Source organism: Bradyrhizobium australafricanum (assembly GCF_020329495.1).
Lineage (GTDB): Bacteria > Pseudomonadota > Alphaproteobacteria > Rhizobiales > Xanthobacteraceae > Bradyrhizobium > Bradyrhizobium australafricanum.
This window is the reverse complement of sequence record NZ_JAGKJL010000002.1, coordinates 154,854-166,775: the sequence shown is the minus strand read 5'-3', so window position 1 is coordinate 166,775 and position 11,922 is coordinate 154,854. Positions and strand designations below refer to the sequence as shown.

The window sequence follows — 11,922 nt, the reverse complement described above, 5'->3', positions numbered from 1 at the left end:
GTGCGGCTCCTCCTCACCACTTTGCTGGCACTCGTCATCGCCACCGCCGTCGGCCTCGGCCTGACCTACGCGACGGCGACCCGCGGCACCGATCTCGGCACGCTGAAGATCGGCGCTTGGACCGCGCGGCCGAAGAGCGGCACCTCCGACGTCGATCCCTATTCGCGCGCCACCATCGCGCGCAGCGGCGAGCTGCCGATCGGCACCGGCGACGGCATCGCGTTCTCGGCGATATCAGACGACAAGAACAAGCCGCTCGACGGCCGCTGCGACATCGTGGTCAGCGGCGTGACACCGGCGGCGCGGTTCTGGACGCTGACACTGTTCGACCGCAAGGGGCACCTGGTCGCCAACTCGCTGCAGCGCTACGGCTTCACCAGCCAGGAGATCATGCGCGCCTCCGACGGTACGTTCGAGATCCACATCGCCTCGCGCTCGCGCGCCGGCAACTGGCTGCCGACCGGCGGCATCGAGCGCTACGCGCTGATGCTGCGGCTCTACGACACGCCGGTCGGGGTCGCGACCCGCACCCAGCGCGACGCGCCGATGCCGTCGATCACAACGACGGGCTGCCCATGATCCGCGTGCTGCTCACCATCCTCGCAGGCGTGCTGCTCGGCGGCGTGGTGCATCTCGTCAGCGTGCTGGCGCTGCCGCGCATCGCCTCGCAGGACGCCTATTCGCGGCTGACGCCGATGACCAAGCTTAACGAGGTGACGCAGCTGCCGCTGGCCGACCCGAGCCATTCGCCGATGCCGCTGATGGATCCGGCCTTCGCGGTGGCGATCTGCCGCTACGATCTCTCCACCGGGCCGCTCAAGCTCACCGTGCCGGTCAGCCAGGCCTATACGTCGGTGTCGTTCTACACCCGCAACGAGGTCGCCTATTACGCGATCAACGACCGCTCGGCCGGCAAGAAGGTGATCGAGCTCGACCTGATGACGGAGGCGCAGCACAACGAACTGCCGGAGGACGAGGAAATCACCGCCGCCGACCGGCTGATCATCGACTCGCCGACCTCAACCGGCCTGATCCTGCTGAAGGCGCTGGCGCCGGAGCCCGGCCTGATGCCGCAGGCGCAGGCCTCGCTCGCCGCTTCCTCCTGCAAGGTGCAGACCGAGCCGGTCGCGGCCAAGCAGGAGGCGCCGCCGCCGCTGCCTGTACCGGCCCCGCCGCCTGCGGCACGCAAGCGCTAGCCGGCGGCGAGTGCATGCCGGCCGCAGCGGCAGGTCTCGTAGTCGACGGGATCGTGGCTGTTGACGATCGTCACATCGGCGCCATGCGCCGCCTTCAATTGCCGCAGCCGCTCCTGGTTCTGGATGCGCGTCGCGCGATCCATGTCCGCTCGGCGCTGGAACATGCCGAGCACCAGCGGGATCCGCGGCCTGGCATCGAGCTGCGCGTGGTGGAAATAGGCGTCGCCGGCGTGCAGCAGCCACCTGTCCTTGTCGCGCACCGCGATCCCGCAATGGCCGAGCGTGTGGCCCGGCAACGGGATCATCAGAATGTCCGGCTCGCGGTCGCCGAGCGCGCGCACGCCCTTGAAGCCGAACCAGTCCTCGCCGCCGGCACCATAGAACGCCCAGTCCGGCCCGTGCTGCCACTGCGCCGTGATGTAGCGCCCCTGCGGCGGCGTGACCTGATGCGTTACCGCCATGTCGTACTCCTTGCGATCGATGTGCACCTTGGCCTTCGGAAAGTCCGGCACGCCGCCGGCGTGATCGCGGTCGAGATGCGTCAGCAGCACATGGCGCACATCGTCCGGCGAGAAGCCGAGCGCCTTGACCTGCCGCACCGCCGTCTCGGCCGGATCGAGCCGCGGCGTCGTCTGCCGCACCCATTTGCGTCCGAGCCGCGGCGGGTCGCCGATGTCGTCGAGCCCGATCCCGGTGTCGACCAGCACGAGGCCGTCATTGCTCTCGACCAGCAGGCAGTGACAGACCATCCGCGCCCGCTGGAAGATGCTGCCGCTGCCGTTCACGAGCCGCTTTCCGATCGGGCACATCGTGCCGGTGTTGAGATGGTGGATGCGCATGACAGGTCCTCCGCTGTAACAGGCGCAGACTTGCCACTCGCGTTTCCATAGGTAAAATATTGTCTTTCTATCCCTGTGATAGGATACACCTATGGATATCCGCGAACTTCGCTACTTCGCCGCGGTCTACCGCGAGCGCAATCTGACCGCCGCGGCGAAGCGCTGCTTCATCTCGCAGCCGTCGATCTCGGCGGCGATCACCAATCTCGAGGCCGAGCTAGGCACCACGCTGTTCATCCGGCACAAGAAGGGCATGGCCCCGACCGCCTCTGCCGCGCAGTTTCACGGCATCGCCCGCAGGATCATCGACGAGGCGGACGCGGCGCGAAACCTCTTCCGCAAGCCCGCGACGCGGCAGGCGCTGACGCTCGGCCTGTTGCGGACGCTCGATCAGGCCCGGACCATCGCGCTGCTGAAGCCGCTGACCGGCAATACCGATCTTGCGCTCCGGCTGGTCGGCGCCAGCGAGAAGGCCGACGCGCGGATCGTCGCCAAGACCATGGTCGGCGCCGGCGAGCACTTCATCCCGCTGTGGAGCGAGCGCTATGTCGCGGCACTGCCGCCCTCGCATCCCCTGACGCTGAAGGAGACGCTGCGGACCACCGACTTCGCCGGCGTTCCGATGATCGATCGCTGCCATTGCGAACAGCAGGAATTCTTCAAGCGTGCCTCACCGCCGCGCAAGCCGGTGGCGATCGCGGAATCCGAGGAGTGGGCGATGGCGCTGGTGGCGGCCGGGGTCGGCGTCGCCATCGTCCCCGAGGGCGTGGCGCGCGGCAATCCTGATGTCACGATGCGCGCGATCGATATCGACGTGACTCGCCAGGTCGGCCTCGCCTATCCCTCGGCCCACCCGCCCTCCGATGCGCTGAAGGCGTTCATTGCGAGCCTGCCGCGGCAAGCCAACAGTCGCCGGGTCAAATCGACGGCGAAGAAAACGAAGCGCGCCTAGACTAGCCCTTCGTCACCACGGCCTGGCCCGTCACCGGCGCGGAGATGAGCGGCGCATTGGCGGTGAGCCGGGCGAGTTCGTTGATCTGGCGCTCGGCGTCGGCGGCCATGCCGTCGGGCGCCTGGATCACCAGCCGCTCCAGCGCCCAGCGATAGGACGAGATCCGCCGCTCCAGGGCCTGCTGGACCCATTGCACGATCAGCGTGTTCTCTTCCATCCGCGCCACCGCGTCAGCCCGCTCGCGCGGCGACACGTCGGCGATCATGTGGAGGCTGGCATTGCGCTTGCGATCGAGCTCGATCACCTGGATCGCGGTGGCGAAGAACGGCTCGAAGCGGGTGATGTCGTCGCGCACCTCGTCGATCAGCAGCGAATAGCGCGAGGCGAACGAGCGATGCGGCTCGTCGATCAAATTGCGGCCATAGGCGGTGCGATCGAACACGACCCTCTGCCGCCACGGCGAAGGCAGCGGCTGGTAGTCGCCGAATACGCTCTTCCACGCCGGACGCGACAGCGGCGGCTCGATGAACTGATAGGCGAGGTCGCGCAGCTGACGTTCGTGTTCGGTGAGCTGGAATTGCGAGGCGTTCTTGCCGATGCTGCCGGTCGCCTCGGCACCGATCCAGCGATGCATATCGTCGTTGCGGAAATCGGCCCGGGTGCGGCCGAAATCGCCGCCGCTGCAGCCGGCGAGCGCCGAGCCCGCCAGCAGCAGGATCAGCGCCGGGAGTGACCGCCGCGCGACGGTCCGCTGCACAAGCTCCGGCATTGCCCGATGTCCGCGATCAGGAGCGGCGTCGGCGACGGCGGCCCTGCGCAGTGCCCTGCTCCGGTCCGCGACCACCGCCGGTCTCCTCCGTCGTTCGCTCGATCCGGACGACGGGAAGGATCAGTACGGTCCCCATGCCTTCGCCGGCAGCACCGGCCATGCTCGGCCGCCGTGCAGCCGCATCCGCCGGAAACTCAACGATGGTGCCCATGTTCCGTTCTCTCTGGCCCCGCACGGACATGATTTGCCCCGCGCACGCCGAGTTAAGAACGCGCATGGTTAATGACATCTTAAGCCGCCGGTACGGACGGTTACGGATATGGCGCTGTGCCTTAATAGACACGCGCAAATTCAAGCATTCACCTTCACGGCTTGTTTTCCTTAACTGCCTCTTAAAACAGCCTGCGTAGGCTCGCTGCCACAAGGTTTTCAAACCGAAGTCTACTGGCAAGTCGCGTACGCCCGAGATGAGCGCAGCTCCGCTATTTCCTGGTTTCGATGGGCTGATGACGCTCTCCCGTCGCGAGGGCGTTGACATCCGCCCGACGCTGCTGCGCGTCCTGACCGACCTCTATGTGCAGGCGAGCGCCCACTCCGCCGATGAAGAGCGCCAGTTCGTCGAGTTGACGACGCGCCTGATCGACGAGGTCGACGACGCGACGCGTGTCGCGGTCCGCGCGCGGCTTGCGATCTATCCGGCGACGCCCGCCCGGATCGTGGACAAGCTCGGGCTGCGCCGCGTCGGTCCCGACCAGCCGATGCCGGCGGCCGCGCCAATTCCCGCGCCCGCCCCCTCCGCGATGCCGGCCAATATCCCGACCGAAGCCGAGCTGCGGATGGCCGCGAGCCTTGCCATGCGGCCGAACGATGCCGCCGAAATCTCCGACATGTTCTTTGCCGCCAGCACGAAGGAGCGCGCGCAGATCCTGCACAATCTGCAGGAGACGCCGCTGAAGGCCGCGGCGCGGATCCCGGCCGCGCGCGCCGCGCGCGCGATCCATATCCTGGAGATGGCAGCGTTTGCCGAGGACCTCGATAACTTCACGCTCGAACTCGGCGAGGCGCTGATCCTGCCGTCTCGGATCGCCGCGGACGTGGTCAACGATCCCGGCGGCGAGCCGCTCGCCTGCGCGATGCGGGCGCTCGACGTGTCGAGCGCCGCGTTCCAGCGGATCCTGATGTTCCTCAATCCGGAAGCCGGCTCCTCGGTCAATTATGTCTATCGACTGTCGCGGCTCTACGATCGCCTGAGCGAGCGCTCGGCGTTGGTGATGCTGGCGGCGTGGCGCGGCTCGACCATGGCGGTGGCCCGCGCCAAATATCGCTCGTCGCTCTATGACGATGAGCGCCATCGCGTGCGCGCGGCATCCTCGCAGACGCGCCCCGCGTTGCAGCCCGGCAGCGCGCCCGCCATTCGCAACCAGAAGTCCGGAAACTAGTTTTTCGCCAGATCGAGGAAGTGCCGCCCGGCGCGGTCCTCGGTCTCGACGATCCAGGCATCGGGATCGAAGCGGAGCTCCTTGGTCAAGCGCTCCTCGACAGATGGCTCGGATACCGGCTGTGGTGCGGTCGGCACGAACAGCCGCTCGACCGGACGGCTGTCGTCATAGACCGTCTGCGGCGCCGGCGCATACAGCATCGCGTTGCCGTCCATCAGCGCCACCTTGACGAACACGGCACCGGCTTCCTCGGCGCCCTTCTTGCGGACTGCGCCGAACACGCCCTCGGTCTGGCAGCGGCGCAGATACGCCGCGACCCAAATGCTTGTTTTCAATCGCATGCGCCGACCTATAGGCCAGCGGCGCGGTCACGTCCAATTGTCACAGATGTCGTCACGCAGCGGCGGGTTGACCGAACCAATCGTCACCCATATCCTTGCATCTGCGGTGCAAGCCGCGCCCGGGTCCACGGGAAGGGTTGAACCCACTTGCAGCAATTGAGCGGCCAACCAAGCCTTTGTGCAGCCGGTTTTGTGGACCATCGGCGATGATGCACGGAGGTTTCCATGGACCGATCGCCCGCGCGATTGAATCTCGAACATCTGAAGAAGCAAGCCAAGGAGCTCATTCGCCTTTACCGGCGGCAAGCGCCGGAGGCCTACGCGCGTTTCCGGCATGTGCTTCCGGCTGCGGCCGGGCGCAGCGACGATCAAATCGCCGCGCTCAATCTGCGGCTGCACGATGCGCAGTCCTGCGTGGCGCGCGATCTCGGCTTCGCCTCCTGGCCGGACCTGCGGCGCTATGTCGACGCACAATTGCCGTCCGGTAAAAGCAAGGCCGATCGCGTGCGGCGATGGCTGCAGCTGGTCTATGCCGCGGACGTCGCCGGGACCACCGACCGCGCCAATCCGCGCGTTGCGGCGCGGATGCTCACCGAGGATCCCGGCCTTGTCGCCGACGATCCCTATCTCGCCTGCGCCGTCGGCGACGCGGAAATCGTTCGGCGTACCGCAATGAGTGATCCCACATGGGTCAACCGTCCCGGCGGTCCGTTCAAACTGCCGCCGCTGGTCGCTGTGACGCATTCCGGCCTGTTGCAGATTCCGGAATTTCAGACGCGGCTGCATCGCTGCGCACGCCTGCTGCTGCAGGCCGGCGCCGATCCCGACCAGCACATCAGCAGCCGCTGGCCGCCGGGATCGCTGGAGGCGCCCGATGACAGCAATCCGCTGTCAGCACTCTATGGCGCCGCCGGCCGCAACCACGATCTCGAACTGACCAGACTGTTGCTCGAAGCGGGCGCCAATCCGAACGACAATGAATCGCTCTACCACTCGCTCGAAGGCTCGGTGACGACAGGCCTGCTGCTCGAGCATGGTGCGCGGATCACCGGCACCAACGCGATGTACAAGGTGCTCGATGACGAGAACGTGGCGGCGCTCGACTTGCTGCTGCGGCACGGCGGAAATCCAAACGAACCCGCCGGCAACGCGCCGCTGACCGAATGCGGCTCGCCGCTTCTGTGGGCGATCCGCCGGCGGCGGTCGCGGACCTGCGTCGCGACACTGCTCGACGCCGGCGCGGATCCGCGCATCACGACACCAGGCGGGCTCAGCGCCTACAGGTACGCGCTGCAATTCGGACTGACCGAGGTCGCCGAGTTGCTCCGCGAGCGTACCGGCGACGAGACGCTTGCCGATGATGAGCGGTTCGTCGCGGCGTGCAGCAGCGGTGACGAGAGCGAGGCGCGGCGAATCCAGGCCGGTCGGCCCGATCTTCCAGGTTCACTTTCACCGCAGCAATTGCGGTTGCTCCCAGAGCTCGCCGCGGCAGGCGGCGACGATGCGGTGCGGCTGATGGTCGAGCTCGGCTGGCCGATCACGGTGCGCGGCGGCGATTGGGATGCGTCGGCACTCAATCACGCGGTGTTCCGCGGCAATGCCGGCCTGACGCGATTCCTGCTCGAGCACGGCGCGGAGTGGACCGAGCAGCACGGCTTCGGCGACAACGCGTCCGGCTCCTTGTCATGGGCCTCCTGCAACGAGCCGGTCAGGGGCGGCGACTGGGTGGGCTGCGCGCAGGCCCTGCTCGATCACGGCATGCCGCGCGCTATTCCGGATCGCGACGATCCGGAATGGGTGCTGGTGGCCGGCCGCAGGAAGCTGTTCTCCGACGAGGTCAGGGACGTTCTGCTTGGCGACGCGCCTTAACTCGTCATGGCCGGGCTTGTCCCGGCCATCCGCGTCTTGGCTGCAACAAGTCTCAAAGACGTCAATGCCCGGGACAAGCCCGGGCACGACGAATACATATTCAATGCCTTCGCAGAGAGACTACTCGATCGAATGGCCGATCATCGCGCCGAGCTCGCGCACCAGGCGATCGGACATCTGTCCGGTCACCGGCAGCTTGCGGGCGCGCTCGAACTTCGCGATCGCGTGCTGGGTGTCGGCGCCGATCGTGCCGGTCGGCTTGAGCTGGCCGTAGCCATATTCGGTCAGTGTACGCTGGACCGCGGCGATGCGTTTTCCGGCCGGGCTCAGATGCGCGGTCGGGATCGGTGCCGGCGGACGAACGACGTTTGACGGTGCGGCGGCCGGGGACGGTGCGGCGGCCGGCGGCGCAGTGGTCGATTTCAGCACCAGATTGGCCATCGGATCGACCGGCTTGGCCTCGGCCTTGGGTTCTGCCGGCTTGGCTTCGACGGACCTGGTCTCGGCCGGCCTGGTCTCCACCGGCTTCACGTCGACGGGCTTGCTCGGCTCCATGGCGGCCGGCTCAATCGATCGGGCAGCGGCCTCGGCCGGACGCGGGCGCGGTATCGGGCTGGTGGCCGCGGCAACCGGGGCCGGCGGCGGCAGCGTGACAACCGAACCGCCGAACATCGGCGACGGATGACGGCCGGCCTGCAGGAACAGCGCATTGATCAGGATCGCAACGATGGCAGACGTCGCCAGCACGCCGGCAACCAGATCCTTCGGACTGTGCAGCAGCAGGCGCAGGACGAGGCCACGTTCCTCCTCGGCCGCGATGGCCACTGCCTTGGCGCCGCGGCGACGGCGCGGCGTTTCATCGTCATCCAAAGTCTGTCTAGGCACTCTTCTTCACCTGATGGGTTTGCTCTTGTAGTCCGGAACGCAGCGCGGGCTTCAGGGTCGAGACGTTGCTGGACGGCTCGACGGCGGCGGGCGGGGTGAACGCCAGCGGCAGCGCGACCGACACCGTGGTACCCTCGCCCACCTTGCTCTCCACATTGATTTCGCCGTGGTGCAGGCCAACCAGCCCTTTCACGATGGAAAGACCAAGACCGGTGCCCTCGTGGCGGCGCTGATAGGTCTTGCCGGCCTGGAAGAACGGGTCGCCGATCCGCTTGAGATCATCGGCGGCGATGCCGACGCCGGTGTCCGAGACACGCAGCACCAGCCGCGATCCCTCGACGCCGGCCGACACGGTGACCTTGCCGCCGCGCTCGGTGAACTTGATGGCGTTGGAGACCAGATTGAGCACGATCTGCTTGAACGCGCGCGGATCGCCGTTCACGATCGGCAGATCGTCCGGCACGCGGGTGACGAGGTCGACGCCGCTCTCGCGCGCCTTCAACGCCACAAGATTGCAGCAATTGAGCAGCGCCGGCCGCGGCGCAAACGGCTCCGGCGAAATCTCGAAATTGCCGGACTCCATCTTCGACATGTCGAGGATGCCGTTGACGACCGACAGCAGATGCTGGCCGGAATCGTTGATCAGCTGCGCGTATTCCTTGCGGCGGGCCACGTCGAGGCCGAGCACGTCTTCCTGCGCGATCATCTCGGAGAAGCCGATGATGGCGTTGAGCGGGGTGCGCAGTTCGTGGCTCATGGTGGCCAGGAAGCGCGTCTTCGACGCATCGGCCTGCTCGGCCACGTTGCGCGCCTGTTCGAGCGCCTGCTCCTGCACCTTGCGATCGGTCACGTCGCGGATCACCGCGACGACCTCGGCATCGGCGGCGGCCTGATCGAGCGGGCGGCAGCGCATCTCGGCCCAGATGAATTCGGCGGCGACTTCGCCCCGCGCGCCGTCACGGCGCACGCGGAACTCGACGCTGCGCGAGTCACCGCGCGCGGCGTCCGACAGCGCCGTGAGATAGGCCGGGCGATCGGCGACATGAACGCGGTCGAACAGGCCGTGGCCCAACAGCCGCGATGCCGGCACGCCGAGCATGTTCTCGGCCGCGGGCGAAATGAAGCGCACCGCGCCGTTGCGGCTGTGCCGCGACAGCACGTCGCTCATATTATGCGCGAGCAGGCGGTAGCGCTCCTCCTCGACATAGAGCAGCGCCACGCTGGTGCGCGCCAGCGACTCCGCGCCGAAGGCGAGCCCGGCGGCGTAGAAGATCGCCGACACGACGCCGAAGCCGACCAGCGTGCTGTTCGAGGCAACCGCGGGATCGACGACCGGCAGTACATGATAATGGCCGAGCACGCTCAGCAGCGCCGCGCAGATCATCGCCAGCGCGAACGCAAACGCCACCACGCGCCGCGAGGCCGACAACGCCGCCTCGATCGGAATGACGACGAGCCACACGGCGGCGAACGAGGCGATGCCGCCGGTCGTCGCCGCGATCATCATCACGAGACCGGCGAGCGCCAGCGACGACAGCACATGCGCGCCTTCATAGCGGCCGGTGCGCGACAGGAACCATGACAGCAGGATCGGCGCGATCAGCCAGGCGAATGCCGCGACCTCGATCGCCGTCGGCGCACCGCGCATCGCAAGAAAGGCCGGGAACGAGGCAAGCGCCGCCAGGCTGCCGAGCAGCCGCGGCGCCATGAAGGCGCGATGGCGCGCACGCGTCAGCGCATCATATTGCGCCGACGGATGCAGCAGCGCATCCAGGCAATCGCGGATCAGACTCAAACTACTCACAGCACTCGCGCTTCGGCTCAATCGTCAACACAGACGCGCCGGAACGCCTCCTTCGTGATTGCAGGTCAACGTGTCAGAGCGAACTTAAGCGAACGCTAAGGCTGGGCGGCCTGCCGCCAAACACCGTGCATTGGAGTGGGTTTGACCCGCTATTCACCGGCCATTTGTCGGGGATGGTGAACGGCTGGTTTCCGGATGCGACATTCTATGGTTTCGAAATGGTGGACGCGGCGAATCCTGCGCATCCGGCACGCGTCGGCCGCCATCAATCGAAAATTTACGGCGAATCAATTCAGGCGAATTTTCCGCGATTTTTCGGCGGATTTACTTCAAGGCAGATACTTCCGATTTATCGACCGATGCTAACCCTCAAGGCCAATAGCGGCATCGACCGCGCAAGAAGCAAGACAAGACAGACGACCGGGATCGCGCCATGTTCTTCCTGCTGCGTTTGGCATTCTGGCTCGGGCTTGTGCTCGTGCTGCTGCCGAGAGACAAAACACCCGAAGCGGACAAGTCGCCGCAGATCAGCGCGTCGGATGCGGTGTCGGCCGCGACCGCGACGATCAACGACATGGGTCAGTTCTGCAAGCGCCAGCCGTCCGCCTGCGAGGTCGGCGGCCAGGCCGCGACCGCAATCGGCCAGCGCGCGACCGACGGGGCGCGCAAGCTCTACCAGATCATCACCGACAAGAAGCCACCCGACCACACCGGCTCGATCGGCCAGGACGATACCGATTCAGCCACCGCGTTCCGCGACACGCTGACCGCGGAGGATCAGTCGATCGAATTCCGCCTGCCACCGACGCCGTGAGCGGAAACCAAGGCGCTGTCGAGCGAGGCAGGCACCGGTTCGCGTGAAGAAAACGCCTCAAAACAGCCGGGAACCGGTTCCATTTTCATCGCTTTCGCGGCCCGCCTTCCTATATAAGCCGTCAAGGACAGGACGCGGGCCACGATGACGACGATCGACGAAATCAGGGACAATTTTGCGCTGCTGGACGAGTGGGACGACCGTTACCGCTATGTCATCGAGCTCGGCCGCACGCTCGAACCGTTGTCGGAGGCGGAGCACTCGGCCGAGAACAAGGTGCAGGGCTGCGTCAGCCAGGTCTGGCTGTCGAAACGGATCGAGCGCGATGCCAACGGCGAACCGCGCCTGATCTATATCGGCGACAGCGACGCCCACATCGTGCGCGGCCTGGTCGCGATCGTGCTGACGCTGTTTTCCGGGCAAACGCCCAAGGAAATCCTCGGCACCGACGCGCTCGCGCTGTTCGACGAATTCGGCTTCCGCGACCATCTGACGCCGCAGCGCTCCAACGGCCTGCGCTCGATGGTCGACCGCATCCGCAACGATGCGCGCGAGGCGCTGGCGTCCGCCGCGTAGATCTTTACTTCCGCTTCCGCGCCTGCTGACCGAGACCCATCTTCTTGGCGAGCTGCGATCGCGCCACCGCATAGTTCGGCGCCACCATCGGATAGTCGGCCGGCAGGCCCCATTTGTCGCGATACTGCTCCGGGGTCATGTTGTACTGGGTGCGCAGATGGCGCTTCAGCGACTTGAAGCGCTTGCCGTCCTCGAGGCACACCAGATATTCGGGCGTGATCGACTTCTTCATCGACACCGCAGGCTTGGCCGGCTCGCTCGGCGTGTCGTTGCGTCCGCTCGACACCCGCAGCAAGGCGGAGTGGACCTGGCTGATCAGGTTCGGAATGTCCGAGGCCGGCGTCGGATTGTTGCTGAGATAGGCCGAAACGATGTTGGCGGTCAGCTCGACCGGCGTTTTGCCTGACGTATCGGACATGGCTCAATCTTCCCCGTGCT

The 11,922-nt window shown here is 66.5% G+C and carries 14 protein-coding genes; 7 read left to right on the top strand and 7 right to left on the bottom strand.

All coding sequences use genetic code 11. The features are described 5' to 3' along the window. Entirely contained in the window at positions 1-579 is a 579-nt protein-coding gene (locus J6525_RS02580; protein ID WP_225641824.1) for a DUF1214 domain-containing protein, read from the top strand. Next, positions 576-1,196 carry a DUF1254 domain-containing protein gene (locus J6525_RS02575; protein ID WP_057020197.1) on the top strand — a complete coding sequence of 207 codons (621 nt, stop codon included), beginning with the start codon at positions 576-578 and terminating at the stop codon, positions 1,194-1,196. Before J6525_RS02580 ends, J6525_RS02575 begins: the two co-directional genes overlap by 4 nt. Here J6525_RS02575 and J6525_RS02570 read toward each other — a convergent pair. Beyond that, the gene (locus J6525_RS02570) at positions 1,193-2,035 is read right to left on the bottom strand and encodes an MBL fold metallo-hydrolase (RefSeq protein ID WP_225641822.1); all 843 of its coding nucleotides are present in this window, start codon (positions 2,033-2,035) and stop codon (positions 1,193-1,195) included. The genes J6525_RS02575 and J6525_RS02570 overlap by 4 nt on opposite strands. Before the next feature lie 91 nt (positions 2,036-2,126). Here J6525_RS02570 and J6525_RS02565 point away from each other — a divergent pair, with 91 nt between their 5' ends. Then, complete coding sequence (locus tag J6525_RS02565; RefSeq protein WP_225641820.1) at positions 2,127-2,987, top strand: LysR family transcriptional regulator; 861 nt, start codon at positions 2,127-2,129, stop codon at positions 2,985-2,987. 1 nt (position 2,988) lies between these two features. Here J6525_RS02565 and J6525_RS02560 read toward each other — a convergent pair whose 3' ends face one another. Next, positions 2,989-3,756 carry a hypothetical protein gene (locus J6525_RS02560; RefSeq protein ID WP_038379546.1) on the bottom strand — a complete coding sequence of 256 codons (768 nt, stop codon included), beginning with the start codon at positions 3,754-3,756 and terminating at the stop codon, positions 2,989-2,991. A 16-nt stretch (positions 3,757-3,772) separates the two neighbouring features. After that, positions 3,773-3,967 (bottom strand): hypothetical protein, encoded by a 195-nt coding sequence (locus tag J6525_RS02555; protein ID WP_024579523.1) that lies wholly within the window; start codon positions 3,965-3,967, stop codon positions 3,773-3,775. A 295-nt stretch (positions 3,968-4,262) separates the two neighbouring features. Here J6525_RS02555 and J6525_RS02550 point away from each other — a divergent pair, with 295 nt between their 5' ends. Then, positions 4,263-5,195, top strand: coding sequence for a DUF2336 domain-containing protein (locus tag J6525_RS02550; protein WP_225641818.1), 933 nt, complete (start codon positions 4,263-4,265; stop codon positions 5,193-5,195). On the opposite strand, the gene J6525_RS02545 is transcribed toward J6525_RS02550, so the two are convergent. Further along, positions 5,192-5,536, bottom strand: coding sequence for a DUF1491 family protein (locus J6525_RS02545; protein WP_092079509.1), 345 nt, complete (start codon positions 5,534-5,536; stop codon positions 5,192-5,194). The genes J6525_RS02550 and J6525_RS02545 overlap by 4 nt on opposite strands. 225 nt (positions 5,537-5,761) lie before the next feature. On the opposite strand from J6525_RS02545, the gene J6525_RS02540 reads away from it, so the two are divergent. Further along, positions 5,762-7,405: an ankyrin repeat domain-containing protein gene (locus J6525_RS02540; protein WP_092079506.1), complete on the top strand. Its 1,644-nt coding sequence runs from the start codon at positions 5,762-5,764 to the stop codon at positions 7,403-7,405. 120 nt (positions 7,406-7,525) lie between these two features. Here the strand turns inward: J6525_RS02540 and J6525_RS02535 are convergent, their stop codons facing one another. Together J6525_RS02535 and J6525_RS02530 are read right to left on the bottom strand one after the other, a co-directional pair. Then, positions 7,526-8,290: a peptidoglycan-binding domain-containing protein gene (locus tag J6525_RS02535; RefSeq protein ID WP_225641816.1), complete on the bottom strand. Its 765-nt coding sequence runs from the start codon at positions 8,288-8,290 to the stop codon at positions 7,526-7,528. Continuing rightward, positions 8,283-10,094, bottom strand: coding sequence for a PAS domain-containing sensor histidine kinase (locus J6525_RS02530; protein WP_038387186.1), 1,812 nt, complete (start codon positions 10,092-10,094; stop codon positions 8,283-8,285). Before J6525_RS02530 ends, J6525_RS02535 begins: the two co-directional genes overlap by 8 nt. A gap of 433 nt (positions 10,095-10,527) precedes the next feature. Between J6525_RS02530 and J6525_RS02525 the strand changes: the two genes are divergently transcribed. After that, the gene (locus tag J6525_RS02525) at positions 10,528-10,908 is read left to right on the top strand and encodes a DUF5330 domain-containing protein (protein WP_092079496.1); all 381 of its coding nucleotides are present in this window, start codon (positions 10,528-10,530) and stop codon (positions 10,906-10,908) included. Positions 10,909-11,052: 144 nt separating this feature from the next. Further along, positions 11,053-11,484 carry a SufE family protein gene (locus J6525_RS02520; RefSeq protein WP_141343262.1) on the top strand — a complete coding sequence of 144 codons (432 nt, stop codon included), beginning with the start codon at positions 11,053-11,055 and terminating at the stop codon, positions 11,482-11,484. A gap of 4 nt (positions 11,485-11,488) precedes the next feature. On the opposite strand, the gene J6525_RS02515 is transcribed toward J6525_RS02520, so the two are convergent. Further along, complete coding sequence (locus tag J6525_RS02515; RefSeq protein WP_057015640.1) at positions 11,489-11,902, bottom strand: Ros/MucR family transcriptional regulator; 414 nt, start codon at positions 11,900-11,902, stop codon at positions 11,489-11,491. Positions 11,903-11,922: the final 20 nt, after the last annotated feature.

Bases quoted from the DNA above. Each gene is read 5' to 3' on its own strand.
- J6525_RS02575 (WP_057020197.1), top strand. From the start codon at position 576: ATGATCCGCGTGCTGCTCACCATCCTCGCAGGCGTGCTGCTCGGCGGC.
- J6525_RS02570 (WP_225641822.1), bottom strand. From the start codon at position 2,035: ATGCGCATCCACCATCTCAACACCGGCACGATGTGCCCGATCGGAAAG.
- J6525_RS02565 (WP_225641820.1), top strand. From the start codon at position 2,127: ATGGATATCCGCGAACTTCGCTACTTCGCCGCGGTCTACCGCGAGCGC.
- J6525_RS02560 (WP_038379546.1), bottom strand. From the start codon at position 3,756: ATGCCGGAGCTTGTGCAGCGGACCGTCGCGCGGCGGTCACTCCCGGCG.
- J6525_RS02555 (WP_024579523.1), bottom strand. From the start codon at position 3,967: ATGGGCACCATCGTTGAGTTTCCGGCGGATGCGGCTGCACGGCGGCCG.
- J6525_RS02550 (WP_225641818.1), top strand. From the start codon at position 4,263: ATGACGCTCTCCCGTCGCGAGGGCGTTGACATCCGCCCGACGCTGCTG.
- J6525_RS02545 (WP_092079509.1), bottom strand. From the start codon at position 5,536: ATGCGATTGAAAACAAGCATTTGGGTCGCGGCGTATCTGCGCCGCTGC.
- J6525_RS02540 (WP_092079506.1), top strand. From the start codon at position 5,762: ATGGACCGATCGCCCGCGCGATTGAATCTCGAACATCTGAAGAAGCAA.
- J6525_RS02525 (WP_092079496.1), top strand. From the start codon at position 10,528: ATGTTCTTCCTGCTGCGTTTGGCATTCTGGCTCGGGCTTGTGCTCGTG.
- J6525_RS02520 (WP_141343262.1), top strand. From the start codon at position 11,053: ATGACGACGATCGACGAAATCAGGGACAATTTTGCGCTGCTGGACGAG.
- J6525_RS02515 (WP_057015640.1), bottom strand. From the start codon at position 11,902: ATGTCCGATACGTCAGGCAAAACGCCGGTCGAGCTGACCGCCAACATC.